Here is a 19,232-nt window from a genome sequence, read left to right on the forward strand (position 1 = left end):
GGTTATCCTTTAAGCCATTATTTTTGTTAGATCTCTGATTTTGCTTAAGAGCATTGGCTTAAAAATCCTCCAGATGAATTCACTATCGATTAAGTACTTTAAACACCGAAAGCCGGGATGCAGACGCAATTCTTACTATATAGGCTGCAGAATGAGATGGTAAATCTAATGCATAAACAGATTGATTAGTCTGAACCGATTTCAATACCTGACCACACAAACTGATTAAACGAATTGAAAACAAATCTGAGTTACAATTATCCATATGAATTTCCAATCGGTTTCCGGATATATAAACAGCAACCGGCTTCTCATTGTATTTAGGACTGTAGATTTGTGTAGGAGCTCCGTTGTCATCACTTCTCACAAAAGATATTGTATAATCTTCAATCTCACCAAAGGCTATATTACCACATGCAGTTTCGGCATCCTCAAGAGTACTTGCCAAAATTATCCGAACTTTAATCTGTCCCTCTTCAACATCTTCTGATAATGGAATTTCCCATACAACTCCCGGGGAATCATGAGAATTAACCTCAATATACGGTGCTGAATCAAAAATGCCATCATTATTCCAATCAATAAATAATGCCCAAAACATTTGAGAGTTGAATGCCTGCCAATTATCGGCGGCAGCAGAAATTGTTAACTGGTCTAAAACCGATAAATCCACTTCATTATATACCCATGTAAAATCGGAGTATTGAGATCGATGTGAGGTATTAATATTTTCATTAATCGTTACACTTGAGATATGCCCATTGTAATAATCATTTGAAATAGCACTACAGCTAATGGTTAAAAAGTTTGGCTTGGAAATGAAATCACTTCCAAAAGAATTCTCAACCAATAATGTAACAGAGTACGAACCGTGGTTCCCAAAACTCACGATCGGATTTGCAGAGTTAGCTGATGTACCTTCCAGAAAAACAACATCTTCTGCCGGCTCAAAAAGCCATGTGTAATGGGTTGGAGCTTCTGTTGAAAGATCAAAAAAAGAAACCGACTGATTGGTAGTTGCAGTTTTTAAATCAGATGTAAAATCAGATACTGGCTCAGCTGTTGCTTTCGAAGCAATTAATTGTATATCATCCAAAAAGGAGGCTGAACTACCGTGTGTTCCACCTTCAAAATTAAAACTAAGAACCAGAGAGCTGTGTTCCCACTCCGCCTCTGTCAGTGAAAACATTACTGTTTTAAACTGCTTGGTAGTATTTAGCACCTTGTAATTAGTTATATGTCCACCAGTTGGTGAATTTCCAGAACGTTCCTGAGATTCCCATAATGACAAATTAAGGGTCATTGGGATGTTGCTTTCCTGCTCTTCTGTTACTGTATTGTTGTACCTAAAGGATACTCTGATCTGGTCTGTATCATTCCAATCAATAGGTACTTCGGGACTTAGAATTATGCCACCGGATGAAATTCGAAGCATCTCATCTTCAATTTCAACTCCATGACTCCACACCACATCCCATCCCCCTGAAGGGAAATCAACCATTGTTTCAAATGTCTCATTTAATAATATTGATGATTGAGACTGAACACTGACATGCAACATCAAAAGAAAAGTCACAAAAGTCAATGTTTTTCTTAATTCATTTTTCATAATGTCTTGTTTTAGTAGATGTTGATAAGGCTAAATGTGCGGTAAAAATATCTTTTTTTATGAACTTCACTAATTTTTTGTTAATCAGTTTTGACAAAAAGTGAAATTTAATTGAGCAATTGACTACACCTCAGTGTTAACTGTAAAGTTTCTCGATTAGGTTTTTTGAAAATCTCGCTCTCGAAGGCCTCAATTCAAAAACAAACTCCTTTTGTAAATAAAAAAAGTCAAAGACCTCTCTTCATTTCAAAATCATAGATTTTGAAATGAGTGTGACCAATTAATCCTCAATGAGAAAATTAAACTAGCTCCATCACGCATATCGAAAAAAATAGATTACTTTTGCAGTCGATTTTTTTGTCTGGCTGCAATTATTGCTTAGTGACAGACATTATTATGAATTACTCACGAGTGAATTAATTAGAGATGGCTTTAAAGTGTGGAATAGTTGGACTTCCTAATGTTGGAAAATCGACACTGTTTAACTGCTTGTCGAATGCAAAAGCACAATCGGCAAACTTTCCTTTTTGTACAATTGAACCCAATGTTGGAGTTATAACTGTGCCTGACGACCGGTTAACAGAGCTTGAAAAACTTGTTAAACCGCAAAGGGTTGTTCCCACCACTGTTGAAATTGTTGATATAGCAGGATTGGTTAAAGGTGCCAGTAAGGGAGAAGGATTGGGAAATAAGTTTTTGGCGAACATCCGCGAAACGGATGCAATCATTCATGTATTGCGTTGTTTTGAGGATGACAATGTAACCCATGTTGACGGATCTGTAGATCCGGTTCGCGATAAGGAGGTTATTGATATAGAACTCCAGTTGAAAGATCTGGAGACCATTGAGACCCGTTTGCCAAAGGTTGAGAAAATTGCCAAAACAGCAAAAGACCCTGACAGCAAAAAACTTTATGAGGTACTCGTAAAGTACAGAGATGCTTTACTACAGGGAAAATCGGCTCGCACAGTTGAGTTATCCGTTCCCGAAGAAAAAGTTGCAGGTGAATTGTTCCTTTTGACCAATAAACCTGTGATGTATGTTTGTAATGTTGACGAGAATTCAGTTGTTAATGGCAACCAACATGTTGAAGCTGTAAAGGAAGCCATAAAAGAAGAGAGTGCAGAGATATTGGTTATCGCAGCACAAACAGAGGCAGACATAGCTGAATTGGAGACTTACGAGGAGCGACAGATGTTTCTGGAAGACATCGGCCTTAAAGAGTCGGGCGTGGCGAAACTGATCAGGAGTGCATATAAACTGCTTGAACTACAAACATACTTTACTGCGGGAGAAAAAGAAGTAAGAGCCTGGACTTTCCCGAAAGGTGCACTTGCGCCTCAGGCTGCCGGGGTAATCCACACTGACTTTGAGAAAGGATTTATTCGCGCAGAAGTTATTAAATACAATGACTATGTAAAATATGGTTCGGAGCATGCCTGTAAAGAAGCAGGCAAAATGAATGTTGAAGGGAAGGAGTATAAAGTTTGTGACGGAGACATCATGCATTTCCGATTTAACGTGTAAAAACAATCTTGCATCGTGTGTTTTGGGGTAAAATGTAAAAAGAACACTTTGTCTGAAAACAATTTTTAATTTTTCATCCCGGAAAAGCCTTATTTTATCAGGAAAAAGAGTTAAATTATCATAAACCTATGATGCAGTGGTTGGAAGAGTAAATTTTAATCTTTTTATTTGTAGTTAGAGAGTGTCAAATAAGAATGTTGTTTTGAAAAAAAAGAAAAGTGAAGTTTAATATTTTAAGAACAGAGGAGAAGGAGACAGAAACCATTGCTAAACTTAAACGCAAGATTTTTATTTATTCTGTTATTGAGGTGATTATAGTACTAGTACTAATCGCTTTCGGTACTTTCTTGTTTAGCATAACCCTCTCTTAATCGTTATCGCTGCTATATAAATTGAATGTTTTCCTGGCAATCTCTTCCCCGTCAAGAAAAGTAATCAATTCCCATATACCTGCTTTATCCTCGTATGGAGGCCAAACAGTATCTCCCAGGAAAAAAGACCAATCATTACTGTTCACAAATTCGCTTCCTTCAAAAGGAGGTGATACATTGCCCTCACTATCTCTGAAAGGTGGGTGATTCATTATAAAGGTAATTTTAGAACCTTTGGCTTTCCTGATTTTTAATACGTAACCAAATTCAATTTCCGGTTCAACGGGTATATAAGTTGTAATCTTCAGTAATTTTGGAATTTGCTTGGACTCTCTGTCCCAGGGTGCATAAATTCCATAACTGTATAGTTCTATAACAGCTTTCTTTTTGGGCATATTTCCTGAAATATTTATCTAGTAATATTGGAATCTTCAAAGACAAACAGTAAGCGAGTCTTTTCCACCTCTTTAATGAAATAAACAATAATATTAAGATTGCAGATAATACCTTAATTGATCTATCATAATGGGTATATCAGTTTCATCTACCCCGTGTTTAGTTAATATCTCTTTGTCGTTTTGGAGCGTATCCAGAAACTCTTTCATTGAAAACCCGGGCTGCTTTATTCCCTTTTGGTACCATTGCAGAGCTTCTTCACGGTTCTTTTCACACCACTTAACGTGTCCCATATTGATGTAATCATGGTACGAAGGCTGGTTCTGCAACAACTTATCACAGTACTTCCCGGCCTGATCAAATTTGCCGAGGGCCAAAGCACACCAAACAATAGGTCGCCATACTTTTTTATTATCAGGAGCCAGATATTCTACTTTAAAATAGTATTTCAGAGCTTGTTCAAAATCCTTCAACTCCAATAAACAGTGACCTATACTCAATTGGTTGTGGAGATCGTCAGGTTTTACTTTTTCTGCTTTCTGATAGTATTCCAGTGCTTTTTCCGGATTGTTGAGATGACGGTAACAGAGTGCAATTTTTTTTAGATTCCAAACCTGTTTATCATTAAACAGGTCGGCTTTTAAATAAAGATCTAAAGCCTGCTTATATTGTGCATTTTGCTGATGGCAAAATGCCTGCTTTTGTAAAATCTGCATGGTAGGCTTTGCCATATCTGAGGCCGCATTATAACATTCTAATGCCTCGGGGTATCGATCCTTATTAAAGAGGTATTCTCCAAGTTTCAGATAAAAATCACCATCTTTAAAAATGGTTTGTACAAACCATTTGTTATAAAAATCGAGGCTCCATGAAAATGGATCTTCAAAACCATCCTTTTTAGGATAAACCCTGAAAAACCGATACAGATCCTGTATGTATTGATTTGAGATGGAAAGAGCCTGTTTCTCGGGGCCTATTAATTGGTCGCTCTTCTCAATTTCTCGAATTGCTCCAATTTCAGCCATAAACATCTGTCCCATCATTCCCTTCTGGGCTGATGGCATTTGCGGAATGCTCAAAATCAGCGAAAACTTATCTGAATTACATAAAATTCCGGATTCTGCCATACCTTTCAACAGATCGGGATTTTGAAATGGAGCCGATTCATTTTTCAAAATATCAGCCACAATTGGGTTGGGGTATGAAAACGGGAGAAACCAATTGTCCATGCGGCTAAAAAACGGGAAATGTTTCAGCATTCTGAATGTTGAAAGAAACAGATCAGATCCCTCCATTTGAAGTTTTGAAAACTCTTCAAGTTTATTCATCAGTTCCGGAGAATCTGAAAAGATATCTTCCCAATCGGGATTTTTCCCCTCCTTAAATTTATCGCCAATGATGTTATCCAAATCAAGTCGATTTCTTAGGTTTGGATGAATGCGAGCAACTTCGGGAAGAATTTCATCTGTAAGTTTCCTCGCCAGTTTTTCGGTTTCGCGGGTGCGCATGATCTGAATAACCGCAGTCTGCAATATGGTTTCTGTAACATCAGATTCCTTCATTTGAGCAAGTCTTTCAGTTATTTCTCCATAGAGTGACAAGCGGCTGTCGTATTTGTATAAAACCAGTAATAGCCCTGCAAGCGCTCGTTGTTTTATCTCCTGATGTGGATGTTTAAGCAGATCAAACAAGAGCTGAAGTGCAGAATAATTAAAGTGCATCAGCAGGTGAATGGTGATGGCACTTACAAAAATGCACTGGCGAGGCCAGGGCATTTTTTCTCCTTTAAACAGATTTGCTACAGCGCTCTCATCTTTTAGTGCATATAACTCTTCCCGGCTGAGAAGCAACTCAAATAATTTCAGGAATTCCTGGTTGAGTTCATCACCATAAGGTTGGTCATCACCCTCCATTAGGCTGTACTTATCCAACTCGTCAATAGCATTATTAAATGTATTAATGTATATTGACTCCGGGTTATCCTTATATTTCCTTCGCAAATCGTAAAACACCCCCTGACCAAACCTTGTGTTTAAAGATAGGAAAGTGTCATCGGCCAGTTTATAGATGTCGGTAACCAGATGGTTGTATATTTTCTGGCGTTCAGGATCGGTAAATCCTTCAACAGTATATTTTAACAGGCTTTTATAAGTCATTTCAAGATTGTAGTGACTGTCAATGATCTCACTGTTATGTGTTTCACGTACCAGATCTGAAAGTAAATCAAGGGCTTCCTTAAGCCTTTTTTCGTTAATCAGGCCATTTACTTTTTGCTGGTTTTTTCGAATAACCAAATAGTCCATTCTGTTACCTTTCAAATTTTAAAATCAAGTCCACTCCAGAGTCCTTTACATCTCCCTGCATCAGCCTCAACGAAAGACGACGGCTGATTTCATATTCCAAAGTAATGGTTTCTGGCGTTATAGCATCACTTCCTGCTTCGCCAAAACTTCTTTGATAGGTTACAAAGAGGTTGTTGGTGATATATTTCCCCACCATAAAGGTCGTGTTTTGCCAATTATCGCCGGCATCAATCTCAATCATATCAAGATTAAATGTTGAACCGATGGTTCTTGTCAGCTGTGCTGAAACCAAACCGGTAAGCAATCTTGAGGGAACGGCGTTTGAAACGCCTTCCTGGTTGCCAAAACTAAGTTCATCAAAGGGTTGTCCAAACAATAAATATGCCATGGCATCCTGCTCGGTAATATCATTGCTATCTAACTCAAACCTAATTTCAGGATCGGTAGCTCTTCCCGACACAATCAAAGTCAGCACGTGCCGGACTCTGTCACGGGATCTGAATACATATTCGGCGCGAAGATTCACAATGGGATCAAAAGTATCGCCACCGGTAAAATTTAATTCACCCTGACGAATCGTCAGTCTTTTTCCATAAAGCGTATAAAACCCACGATGAATTCCCAGATTGCCAAATAGTTCAAAAATCTCACTGTTTTTAACAATGTCTAAATCTCCAAATAGCTCCATCTGCATATCAGGTGAACGAATCCAGGTGTTCCGCGGGATGTTCAATTTAATGGAACCGGTGAGCTGATCCATCAACCCAGTTCTTCTTTCGCGTACCTCCCTGATACGAATGGTGTCGGCGCCTTCTGTTTCGGCCATCTGTTCGCGCCTTACAGCTTGCACCAACAAAGGTTCATTTACTTCGGCCTCGTCATGAGCCAGTTGCATAATGGCCGGTAAATTCCAATTGGAACGCAACACCCTTATGTTTCCACCAAAGCGGGGATTGTCATCAACATCCCTGAAAAAAGCATCTGCATTAATCTGTGCTTCAAAATCACGATGGCGGGTAACGTAAAACTGACGGGCTCTCATTGACACATCAGTTGATTTAACTTTGCCCGAAAACAAGGTGGAGTCCATCACAATCTTTCCCTGGGCAAGCATCGATCCATTAAAATGCCTTACAAAAAGGGAGTCGAGGTCAATGTTGGTTCCGTCAACCAAAAGTTTTAAACGGATGTCATTGTAATTTATTCCAAATCGCGGCAAAGGCACTTCTCCATTTATAATATCAATGGATCCTTTTATGTGAGGATCATTGATGTGTCCATCGGCTTTTAAGTCGATGGTCATTAATGCTTTTGGCTGATCTATACCTGGTAAATTCTGGAAGAAACCACTTAACCTGGTTTGATTGGCCCACAAATGAGCTCTGACTGTTTGCGGCCAGGAAATCACAAGACTGTCAGTCAGATTCATGACGAGTGGGGTTTCGGCTTTTATGTTGATGGATTCATCAGATCGGTTATATATGGCAGTTTCAATCTTCACGGTGTCGCCGGGGTAATAAATATTTGTTGCGATTCTTGATACAGCAAGTGGCTCCAACTCCACATCATCCAGTAAAGAGTGCCCATCAATTCGGAAACCATTACGATTTCCTTCAACAGATATATCCAAATTGGCTAAACCTTTCATATAGGTTTGAGAAATCCCGAACCATGAGAGTAATTCCAAGTTGAAATTCTGAATTGAAGTGCTCAACCTCAATGAGTCTCCATGTTGAAACATGGCTTCGACTTTGAGATGAAAATCTTCGTTATTTTTATCAAACAATCCAAAATTTTGCAAATGAATGATTGAATCACTGTAAGTGATTCGAACCGGAGGATCCATTAGGGCAATATCCGTATAAGGCGAATCGAAATCCAACTGGTGCAGTTCAATTTCCATTACATCTCCAATGTTTCCGGAAGCATCCAGAATCAACTTCATTTTTTCAGGCAGAATGGATGTCACAAGTGCATTCCAACGGTCATCCCTGTAACTGCCGGCAAGAGTGAGTGTGTCAACCTCATTTCCGGAAGCATTGATTCCAGCTGCTAAAAGCGAAAGTTCAACGTCTGGCTTCATTTTTATTAGCTGACCTGATGCGAGAAGCTCCAGATATTTTACAGCAAGTGTTGTGTCTAGTTTCAGATGTGAAGACTCTCCTGACAAAGAGACTGTCAGACTGTCGGTATGACCATGCGCCTGTAGGTTCAACGAGAGCTTTTCCCAATCCGCAGGTTGGGAAAACCAGGCCGAAAAAGCCTCGGTATTGTAAATCTCTGCAATCAAATCAGCATGAACATATCCACTCAATGAGTAATCTGCTTTAAGTTTAACATCCACAGACTGATTTTTAATCATCAGCGTATCAAGCGTCAGCAAATCATCTGCAAACAGACCTGAAAGAAACATGGAGTCAACAGGCACTTTTTCGATTATTGAATTTTGTAGTGATACTTCAAAACGAGCTCTCAGATCCCCGGTCCCAACACCTTCGCCTTTTGCGTCCAATTGCAAGCTTACCCAAGTGCTGTCAACTACTTCAGGCAAAATCTGGTGAATTGCCAGGTTGTCTGTTTTTATATTCGCAACGAATGGCCCATTTGGATCATTGATGTTAAGCGAAGCGATGGTTGACAGACTCCCGAAATCTCCGAGAATATTAATATTGGCTCTGGTATCTCCGGCAAGATAGGTGATGTCGATATCTCCGGTTTCCAGAAAATAGTTTGCCCATCTTGTTCCGGAAATACTGCCTCTCACTCGCAAAGGCATACTGTTGGTTGTAAGTCCGTTTCCACTGATGTTTAACCGGGTGTTCAGCAACAGCGGCAAATCAGCTGTTTCAATCCAGTTCCCCGGAATGAAATTATCAACTCTCAAGTCCAGGTTGATAATAGTCTTTTCTCGTCGGCTACTGTCCGACAAAGCACTAAAGCCATCAGCATACCCTGAAACCTGAATCTCCTCTTCATGGTATTTCAATCCCAATCTGAATGTTAGCCTGTCATCCTTGAGACTGGCATTAAACAAAAAGTCAGGATTTGCCGGAATTACAATGTCCGGCAATGCAAATGCAAACTCTTCCGTTTTAACCGAAGGCCAGTTTAAGTCCGCATCAAAAGCCTCCATCCCTTCATACAAAGCATTTGCATTTATGGAGTTATGTGCAGTTTCCAGATAGAAATTACGAATATTGTATTTCTGAAAGTCAGTCTCAAATAAAAGCGTCAATGTTCTTAACTCAAGATCGGGGTTTTGGGTTTTAAATGAAATGTTGTTCAAAGAGGCTTTAAGTGTTTCCCCGCTATATGAACCATTTAAGTTGATGTCGAGATTTTCAATTCGATCGGGGATTATGGTGTCTTTCATGGCCAGATGAATATTTCCATCTGAAAGATGAAAGGAGCCAATCTTAATTGAAAAAGGAAATGGTTTAATCTGAGTTGAATCAGGAACATCCTTTGGATGTTCCTGTTGTGGCAGAAAGTGATGAAAATTCCATACTGAATCATTTTCCTGTTGGAGAAAAGCCTCAGGTCGCTCCATTAAAATGTCATCAATTTTGATGACGTTTTTAAGCAAATGCCATGGTGAATATTTTAAGCTTACTTTATCGAGAGAGAGCAATGGTTCTCCATCAGGCAATGAAGCATGTATTTCGTGAATCTCAATTTGAGTAAAGAAGTTTCCATGAATTGATCCGATGCTAACCGTGCCATTCACATTTTTATTGATGATGTTTTCAGCTTGATTTTTCACCAGGTTTCGGAACAGCGCAGTTTGGGTAAAAACAAGCAACCCCATCACCAAAAAGAAAAGTGACAGAATAGCCCAAATCAATATGTTGATTAATTTCTTCATATCATCAGAACGCGTGTCCTATATTTATGTGAAATTGCCAGCTGGAGGATGCATCCCAAATTGGACGAGCTATGTCTGCACCCACTGGCCCGATAGGGGTTGCAAAGCGGATGCCACCCCCGGCAGAAAAACGAATATCACCTATCTCCACGTCATCAAAAGTTTGCCACACATTACCTACATCCATAAAGGCAACCAGGCTAAGTGGGCCAACTATTTTTATCCTTGGTTCAACAGACATTTCAAACAAATATTTCCCACCAACGGGTACTCCATTGCTATCTGTAGGTCCGAGTTGTTGCCGTGCCCACCCGCGAACAGAGCGACTACCACCTGAAAAGAAACGTTCCTCAACCGGGATAGCTGTATTGTTTCCTACTGAGTGAACAGTACCTGCCTTTATTTTTGTGGCCAAAGTAGCAATTTCAAAAAATGGTTGATATTTTTTAACTTCTATCTGATATTTTAAAAACGGATAGTCGCCGGTAAAAACAAGGCTATTGGCTCTGGCATTGAAGGCAATCATCCATCCCCGTGTGGGATCAAATCGGGGAGAACTGCTGTCATAAAATAGACCAGTAGCCACACCACTTTTTGAATATGTTTTTGCCAAAAAATCAGTATCTTCAAATAATGCTACTGAAGTTGTGTCAAGGTTTACATTGTCGTAATAAATATTGAATGAACCGCTCACTCTTTCACTGATTCTTTGAAGAAGAGAGATGTTTGCCCCGTAGGTAAACAATTCAAAACCGGGTTCTTTCATCCTCCTGACAGATGGAGAGAGTGCCAAAGTTGAGTTGGGACTAAAAGCAGCAGGCTGAGTCAGGGTTGCTTCAAAGCGGTATGGTTCCAGTGCTGAATGTTTGGCAAATAGATTTAGGCGTCGGGCTCCTCCTGTAAAATTCAACACCTGAAAATCTATAAAAGTTCTGAACTGATCTTCTCGTCCATAACCCACCCCAACCCTTGTTGAGGTTTGGGGCGCTTCTGTAATGGAGATATGCACCGGAATGGTATCATGTAAATCCCTGGATAGTCTGGCTCTGACAGACGCCACTCGAAAAGTTCCAAGCTGAAATACTTGCTGTTGAGATCTGTTGAGTTTTTGCCTGCTGTATAATTCTCCCTGATTAAAAGCCAATTGGCGTTCAACAATATTTGTTGGAGTGCGCTGGTTTCCTTCAATGGTAACTTCTCCGAAATAACTTACCGGCCCGGGTGACAGTTGCCAGATTACAGTTGCATTATTTCGCGTTGTATCGGCTCTTATTTCCGGCTCTGTTTCAGCATATGCATAACCCTTTTCAACCATGAATCGGGTAATGCGATCCCGATCGTTCCATATTTTATTATCCTGAAAGCGTTCTCCTTTTCGGGCTTCCAGTATGCTTCTTCTTGTTTCGGCCTGATCGTTTAGTTCTTTGTTTATTTCAGGATTCTCTCCTGTGAATTTAACTGATTCAATAATTACGGGGTCTCCTTCTGAAATAACGAAAGTAACTTTTGCTCTTTGCCGGTTACGACTGAACTTCACTTTCGGTTCATGCACTTTTATGTGCATGAAGCCCTGAGATTGGTAAAAGTGTTTTAACTCCCTTACGTTCATGTCCCATGCATCTTCACTGTAATATGAAGTTTCTCTCCCCAGTAATTTCCGGGTAACCCACCTGCCATGCGTAAAGGATATCTCATTCATCAGGTCTTTATTAGAAAAGCTATCATTTCCTTTAAACTTTACTTTTCTAACCACAGGATCCTGCTGTCCGGATACCACCACCGGAAAAATGAGGATAAAAATGAATATTAAGTATGTGTATTTGACTCTCAAATGCATATATTTTATACAAATATATACTTTAGATATTGCATAAAAAAGGGACTGCCTTTAAAGGCAGTCCCCCAAACTAAAAATTATAAACTATTTCAACTGTAATCACTAAAAGTGTATCATTAGGAACATATTCCCAAAAGTGTACGGGAAGGTGGTAAATGCGTCACGATTCCTACTTTTGGGAGAATCCTCAAAATCTTCCTTAATAAGATTGTTTCCCACCATAACCTCTCTTTGATGGTGTCCCTGTCCATAAAAAGTCTGTCCATAAACAAGACCAGTTTCAACACCAATACAAACTCTTGGAAGTAAGTAGTACTCTGCTCCGATAACTGCACCCAATCCAATATTGAAAACTGATCCGGGTGTAGACTCAATAATCCTGGATGCCTGGCTTGCAGTATTACCATTGTTCCAGTTTGTAACTGATAATGGAGTGGTATTTGCGACTGTCATCTGATTTCCATACTCAAACTCTCTACGCATTTTTTCGTAACCTAAAAACAGGTCGCCACCAAAAAAGCCCCTTAGCCGATTTTCTCCTCTAAACATCAGGTAACCAAGCTTTAGTTCATAATTATTGCTGAAGGTTAACCTGCGATCTTCAACCTGGCTGCGGCTCAATGGATCAAGAGCCTGATCTGCCTGATCATCCAGATAAAACGCATTCATGTCCCTGTGGCTGTTTATTCTTAAAGCCACTCGAGCAGCCGAAAAATCAGTCAAAAAATACCTAAAATGCAATGTATTATCGCCTAGGTTTAGAGAGTTGCTGGTAGCTCCGTTAAACATGTTCCCAACGTAGTTGAGGAACGGAGTGGCATCAAATCCAATCGCAATATCCCCTGCTTTAGGGAAATATTCGCTCGCATGCCTGGTTCGTGTTGTATTCTCCTGATTATCGCCATATGCAATACCATCATTGTTTATTTGCGCAAATGAAGGGGCAATGATAAAACCAAGGAGTGCTATAGAAATTATTATTCTCATCAGATCTGTTTTTCGATGTTCTTTAAATACATTATTATTTTAACATTGAAACTACTTACTCCCAAAGCTGAGAACTAAAAGTAACAGGTGCCGCAACAGGGTTAAAAGTGTTGAATGTTCTTGAAGCAGAAAATTTGTACCTCTTTGTGCTGTAACCAGTAGTGCTTTCCGCATCTGTAACTCGTTTATCTGCGATGAATTCAAAGCTTACCTGCTCTCCTTTTGGAACAGTAATTTCCAAAACGCCCTGACTTCCAACCGTGGCAGTCGAAGCCCATCCTTTTCCATCAGCACCAGTAGTGAATGCAGTAACTGAAGTTGTGTTTGGAGCATCTACAAGTTCAGAGGTCTCATCATTAAAAATTGCCTGAACTCTGATTCTGGCAACTACGGTTTCGTTGAAATTTCTAAAAGTCTCCTGAGTATTATATATTACCTGATGGTATCTGTTTTGACCAGAACGCACATTGCTAATGGTGTTTCCTGAAGTCACTTTAAAAATCTTCGGGATCCTATCATTGGCAGCACCCTGCTCCTGAGCCTGCTCATACTCAAATTCGGCTGGAAGCAAAGTCACAGTTACACCTGTGGTGGATGCAGGAACAGTTACTTCAATTTTCCCATTCTGAATGGCTGCTGTCTTTGTCCAGTTACCTGAACCTGCACCTGGGTTTAAATCACCGTAGCTTATTGAAACAAGCACCTCAGTGCCATCGGGTGCAAATTCAAGACCTAAATGCTTCTTGTTTAATTCTGCGTAGAAATAAGCGGTTATGGTAGCTTCTTCATGCATATCAATGGTTAGAGCAGAGGTTCTGATATCATCATCGCAACTGCTAAATACAAAACTAAGTGCCAACATCAGCACTAATAGGAATCTGGTGTTTTTCATCTTTTTAATTGATTAAGATTAATACGTTATGTAAAATTTTAACTCGACAAAAGTAAAATTTGAAATCGAACATCATAAAAAGAATAGACGAAAAGCAGCTTTCTTTTGATCAATGATGATAAATTTATGACAAACATCAGTAATCATTTATTTTCTAAAGAATGATCAGTAAGTAGGTTGTGTATGTTTTATGTCATTGAATTACTGGTATGTAGTGATTGCAGTTTTGGCACAAGCCTGAAATCAAGGAGTTGCTTAATAAAGTATTCCCACTTCTCTCCATAACCATATTGCCGCAATTGTGGCAATATGTGTTTTCGAACTTATTTCCTGGCAAGTTTCCTATATAAACATATTCTAATCCACAGGTGTCCGAAATATTTGTTATATTAAGCATTGAGCGATTAGGAGTGGGCGGAAGATGACTTAGTTCATGAGCAGGAAAAAACTTCGAGAAATGAATGGGTGTTTTGTCGAAGCCATTTGATTTTAGCCATCTGCACATTTTTTCAATATGCTCCGGATTATCTGAAAAGCCCGGAATAACCAGACAGGTTATTTCAAGCCATGTATTGGATTTCAGAATGATCTCAAGACTCTTTAATACGGATTTAAGGGAAACCCCTGATAATTTTTGATAAACATCTTCATCAAATGCTTTCAAGTCAACATTAATGGCATCAATAAGAGGTAAAAGATCCTTAAGTGGTTTTGGATTGATATATACTGAAGATACCATCACGTTTCTCAGGCCATTATCAGCTGCTTTTTCGGCCACATCCCGCATATATTCGTAATATACCACGGGCTCTGTGTAGGTGTATGAAATTGATTTCAATGAATGTCTTAGCGCGAAATCCACAACATCTGAAGATGTAACAGTTTTGACTGTATTTGTATCGGGTGCGCATTGACTGATGTGATGATTCTGGCAATTAAGACACCGCAAATTGCAGCCATTGGTTGCAATGGAGAGAGTTCGATGTCCCGGAAGGAAATGAAACAACGGTTTTTTCTCAATGGGGTCAATGTTTATAGCGCATGGATTATTCCATGCTAAAGTAACCAGTCTGTTTTTATAATTTAGGCGGGTGCGACACAAACCGGTTTCACCCTCTTTTAATTGACAATAATGAGGGCATAAGTAACAATTAACGCCTTCTGAACCCGGTTTCCAATATAACGCCGTATGAAATTGAGTCATTAGACCAATGTATTTCTCATTCATTCAATAGTTTAGAATGATTTACTTCATGCTTGATTGCTTTTAAAAACAATCGCTTCGTAAATATAGATTTCAGATTTTTCCCATCCATCTTTCCCGATTTTCGCCTTATCGTGAGAACAATGCTCAAGCATCTCCAATGTATTCCAATTCATTTTTTTTGCTACCTGTGGCAAAAAAGTCCCCTGCTGTGAGCCTTTCTTTATCAGGATACCATGTTTGCCAGGAATTATCAATTCAATGTTATCAATCATTTTGGGTGGCGTTAGCACAGAAATCTCTACTGAGATTTTATCAAAATCTTCTGGCACAATCGCTGAGAAGCGATTATCCTCTGTTGCTGCAGCCCTTGCGCATCTTATAACATTCTTCCAAAGCGGTTCATCGCTACCTATATGACCTATGCAACCATTGAGTTCGTTATTTAAATATACCGACACAAAAGCACCTGCATATATTTTCACCCCATCGGGTATTTCATCTTCAGGTAAGTTAGTTGATCGTGAATTAATGGCATCCTTAATGGTATTAAGAGCACACCGAATCAACCACTCCTGTTCGTTTTTCAATAATTCGAACTCATTTTGGCTTTCGGTTATAACAATGGAATGATAACCAACTACCCCAGCCTTGTCCCCTATCGGTGAATCCCCGGAGTTTTTGTATTGTACATGGGTATACTTAAGGTTGGTGTTGTTTTCTGTCATATACATTAAAGTTAAAACAGAAGACCATCCACATAGAGAAGTTGATAAGCCAGGTGTATTCTCTTTATCATGTTTTTCCAAAGTCTTTAAAAGCAGTTCAGGATTGTTTTCTATGATGGCTTTAGCTGTTTCTGTATCTAATTCAACAGCATCGTTATAATTGGGGTAATGGGAGAAATCAGTACTAATAATGAATAGATTATTTTGATTAAAATATGGCTCTAAAACCGCAGCAATTTCCCCGCAAGTTTCGAGGCTCCTTGTCCCAATCAGGATTGGGACAATATTAAAATTATATTGAAGATGGTATTGAAGCAAAGGCAACTGAACTTCAAGCGAGTGTTCTTTTATATGGGCATCAGAATTATAGTTAAAACAAAGTGATTCTGAGGAAATAGTTCGAACCAACTCATGATTCACAGGGATTGCTCCAAGTGGGGTGATAAAATAATCTCCTTGATATAAAGAGGCTCCATTAAAACTTATTCTGTGACTGGTTCCAATCAGGAAAATATTTTCATATCTAGAATTGGGGTCTATCCGATTAATCCCGGTTGCAGCCACTTCTCCTGAGAATATGTAACCTGCATGAGGTAAAATCAGTGCTTTGACATGATCTTTTCCAACTGGCACTTCTGTACCTGTAAATAAAGATTTGATTTGCTCAAGCAATAGAGCGGGGTTATCTTCATAGAACAACCCCGCAACAGCAGGTTCTCGTTTAACTTCCATTGTTCTTATTTAGGTACGCAATATTTCTAAATTTAAGAAATTCTGAATTGAAAGCAAAGTTTTTTTGAGCTACAAAGGCTTATATTTATGAGTTTTATGATTGTGTTGAGGTTTTAGTAACGAAAAATAGCATTTTTTTTAGGTGGTTTTGTTGCGAGATTAAAATTAACACCCTATTTTTGCAACGCGTTTGAGAAAAATACATAGCGCACAAGGATGACTCAGTAGCTCAGTTGGTAGAGCACATCCCTTTTAAGGATGGGGTCCTGAGTTCGAGCCTCAGCTGAGTCACCAAATAGAAAAGAGAGATTATCGTTAGATAGTCTCTCTTTTTTTGTTCCAATTTTGGCTGCGGAGAAAGAGGCTTAAGGATCAATCCAAAAAGTTGAGAATTAACTCAAAGGTTTGTTGTTTTGTATTCATGAAAGAAAACGAGTTAATGTTCTTATTGCTGCCATCGGACATGATGGAATATTTTAAGATTACTAGAGTTGAAAAAGCACCCGACTTACACACTGTTTATTTATCAGAGCGCACTCCACAAAAGACCAATACCATCAAAATATTCGAGAGAGAAAACTGTCGCCAAAGGGCTTGATTATACATTGAGGTAAAATTATATTTTGTTCATCAAACCTCCCTTTGTGATGAAGGATTTTGATTTTCACAGTAAAAACAGCGTTTTGATACTTGTCGAACACATGATTTTGAACTTTTCTTCAGTGTTAAATGTTGTTTTTGAATGCAAATGATTATTTTTGTTGCCTTGGTTGAATAAGGGATTATTGTTCAGTGATTTGCGAAAAATGAATATATAGAACAAACCGTTCGAAAAGGAAAAATTCGTCTCTTGTATGAGTAAAAGAATTGTAGCAGAGAATCTTGCATTATTTTATCGGGAAGCAGCCAGATGTTATGGTGACCTGCCAGCTTTTGCCACCCGAAAACGGGCTTTGGAATGGCACCCTGTTTCATACAGAAAATTGTATGAACAAGGGTTAGATCTGGCAACAGGACTGATTGAACTGGGGGTAAATGCAAGAGAACATATCGGGTTATTTGGAGATAACCGGTATGAATGGATGTTGGCCGATTATGCCGTTCAATTTTGTGGAGCAGCTGATGTGCCAAGAGGTACGGATGTTACAGACTCTGAACTGGTATATATCATCAATCACGCTGGTATTCGCTTTGCATTTGTTGAAACTGTTGAACTTCAGAAGCGGGTATTGGAGTTGCGCGATCAATTGCCATTGCTAAAGGAGATTATCCTAATGGATCCGAATGGACACACAGAAAATGGCGTTAAGAAATTGGTTGATGTGCTTAATCTGGGATCAGGGTTAAGAATTGAAGGAGACAGGCGGACGGAAGATCGAATGACGGACATCAAACCTGAAGACCTGTTTACATTGATTTATACCTCTGGAACAACAGGCACGCCTAAAGGCGTGATGTTGACTCATTCTAATATAATTTCCCAAATAAAGACGTTACCCGGGATTCATAATTGCAACGACCGTGTTCTTTCCATTTTGCCTATCTGGCATGTTTTTGAGCGAGTAATTGAAATGTACACCATCAGTTTTGGTGGATGTACTTACTATTCAAGCGTTAAGACCCTTGGAGAGGATTTGCGCAATGTGGAGCCTACATTTATGGCTTCTGCACCACGGGTATGGGAGAAGTTGCATGAACGGATAATTAAAGGAGTGAAATCCTCACATCCTGTTCGGCAAATTCTATTTCATATAGCATACTATTTATCAAAGCAGTTTAAGGCTTCCGAATATTATATTACCAACAGATATTTAAAGTTGCAGCATCAATCTCGCTGGAAACACTGGCTTATGCTGCCTCTCCACATTCTGCGTTGGGTAATGGTTTTACCCTGGTACGGATTTTTTAATGTGGCAGTGCTTGAACGAATCAGACTTGGAGCGGGTGGGGCACTTAAAACAACCATCTCAGGTGGTGGTGCTTTGCCTGCAGAAATAGATCAATTCTTTAATAATGTAGGGATTCCTGTTCTTGAGGGATACGGTATGACAGAAACCTCTCCGGTAATTTCCGTAAGGCCTTCGAATAATTTGATTGTAGGAACTGTTGGTCCTCCTTTGCCGGAAACGCAGATCAAAATAGTTGATCCGGTTTCAGGAAATGTTATGTATCCCAGTGACCAGTTTCCTTATGGTGGAAGGGGAATAAAAGGTGAAATTTGGATAAAAGGGCCACAGGTTATGAAAGGTTATTACAAAGAGCCTGAACTGACAAAGCAAACCATTAAAAAAGGATGGCTGAAGACTGGTGATTTGGGGATGATAACCCATAACAATTGTCTGAAAATTTTGGGACGATGCAAGGCTACCATTGTCCTTTCAAATGGTGAAAATGTGGAGCCGGAGCCAATCGAGATGAGGTTGCAACAGAGCCAGTACATTGATCATTGTATGCTGGTTGGTCAGGATAAGAAATTTATCAGTGCTTTAATTGTCCCTGTTTTATCGGAGTTTCACCAAATTGGCATTCCTGTGAACTCTGGGAAAGAGCTGATTGTTAATCATCCAGAGGTTCAAAAAATTATCAGGGAGGAGATCAGGCGTATGACGTCGAATGGATCTGTAAGATATCAGCAGATTAAAGATTTCCGATTATTGCCGGATGGCTTCCAGGTTGGAGAGGAATTAACCAACCTGCACAAACTTAAACGCCATGTTATACAAGAGAAGTATAACCATGTTATAGAGGAGTTATTTGCATCAGAATCGATTTAAAGCGTTT

The 19,232-nt window shown here is 39.3% G+C and carries 11 protein-coding genes and 1 tRNA gene; 3 read left to right on the forward strand and 9 right to left on the reverse strand.

The genetic code is table 11. The features are described from left to right. Window positions 1–82: 82 nt before the first annotated feature. Window positions 83–1,609, reverse strand: coding sequence for a GEVED domain-containing protein (locus tag B5X70_RS12925; protein ID WP_079558326.1), 1,527 nt, complete (start codon window positions 1,607–1,609; stop codon window positions 83–85). 426 nt (window positions 1,610–2,035) lie between these two features. Here B5X70_RS12925 and ychF point away from each other — a divergent pair, with 426 nt between their 5' ends. Beyond that, window positions 2,036–3,136, forward strand: coding sequence for a redox-regulated ATPase YchF (gene ychF / locus B5X70_RS12930; protein ID WP_079558327.1), 1,101 nt, complete (start codon window positions 2,036–2,038; stop codon window positions 3,134–3,136). Window positions 3,137–3,503: 367 nt separating this feature from the next. Here the strand turns inward: ychF and B5X70_RS12935 are convergent, their stop codons facing one another. From B5X70_RS12935 to amrB, 8 genes are all read right to left on the reverse strand, one after another. Continuing rightward, window positions 3,504–3,902, reverse strand: coding sequence for a DUF3859 domain-containing protein (locus B5X70_RS12935; protein WP_079558328.1), 399 nt, complete (start codon window positions 3,900–3,902; stop codon window positions 3,504–3,506). A 93-nt stretch (window positions 3,903–3,995) separates the two neighbouring features. After that, on the reverse strand, window positions 3,996–6,206 hold the full coding sequence (locus tag B5X70_RS12940) for a tetratricopeptide repeat protein (RefSeq protein WP_079558329.1): 2,211 nt from the start codon (window positions 6,204–6,206) through the stop codon (window positions 3,996–3,998). A gap of 4 nt (window positions 6,207–6,210) precedes the next feature. After that, a complete protein-coding gene (locus B5X70_RS12945; RefSeq protein WP_079558330.1) occupies window positions 6,211–10,071 on the reverse strand; it encodes a translocation/assembly module TamB domain-containing protein in 3,861 nt (1,286 codons plus the stop codon). A gap of 4 nt (window positions 10,072–10,075) precedes the next feature. Next, on the reverse strand, window positions 10,076–11,902 hold the full coding sequence (gene bamA, locus B5X70_RS12950; protein WP_157666467.1) for an outer membrane protein assembly factor BamA: 1,827 nt from the start codon (window positions 11,900–11,902) through the stop codon (window positions 10,076–10,078). A gap of 108 nt (window positions 11,903–12,010) precedes the next feature. Beyond that, a complete protein-coding gene (locus tag B5X70_RS12955; protein WP_079558332.1) occupies window positions 12,011–12,895 on the reverse strand; it encodes a hypothetical protein in 885 nt (294 codons plus the stop codon). Between the two features lie 55 nt (window positions 12,896–12,950). Next, complete coding sequence (locus B5X70_RS12960; RefSeq protein ID WP_079558333.1) at window positions 12,951–13,787, reverse strand: hypothetical protein; 837 nt, start codon at window positions 13,785–13,787, stop codon at window positions 12,951–12,953. 193 nt (window positions 13,788–13,980) lie between these two features. Continuing rightward, complete coding sequence (gene amrS / locus B5X70_RS12965) at window positions 13,981–15,015, reverse strand: AmmeMemoRadiSam system radical SAM enzyme (protein WP_079558334.1); 1,035 nt, start codon at window positions 15,013–15,015, stop codon at window positions 13,981–13,983. 23 nt (window positions 15,016–15,038) lie between these two features. Beyond that, window positions 15,039–16,451, reverse strand: coding sequence for an AmmeMemoRadiSam system protein B (amrB, locus tag B5X70_RS12970; protein WP_079558335.1), 1,413 nt, complete (start codon window positions 16,449–16,451; stop codon window positions 15,039–15,041). 218 nt (window positions 16,452–16,669) lie between these two features. Between amrB and B5X70_RS12975 the strand changes: the two genes are divergently transcribed. Together B5X70_RS12975 and B5X70_RS12980 are read left to right on the forward strand one after the other, a co-directional pair. Continuing rightward, window positions 16,670–16,745 (forward strand) — tRNA-Lys (locus tag B5X70_RS12975). Window positions 16,746–17,305: 560 nt separating this feature from the next. After that, complete coding sequence (locus B5X70_RS12980; protein WP_079558336.1) at window positions 17,306–19,225, forward strand: AMP-dependent synthetase/ligase; 1,920 nt, start codon at window positions 17,306–17,308, stop codon at window positions 19,223–19,225. Window positions 19,226–19,232 lie beyond the last annotated feature (7 nt).

Origin of the sequence: Alkalitalea saponilacus (assembly GCF_900168165.1) — a bacterium.
GTDB lineage: Bacteria > Bacteroidota > Bacteroidia > Bacteroidales > Marinilabiliaceae > Natronoflexus > Natronoflexus saponilacus.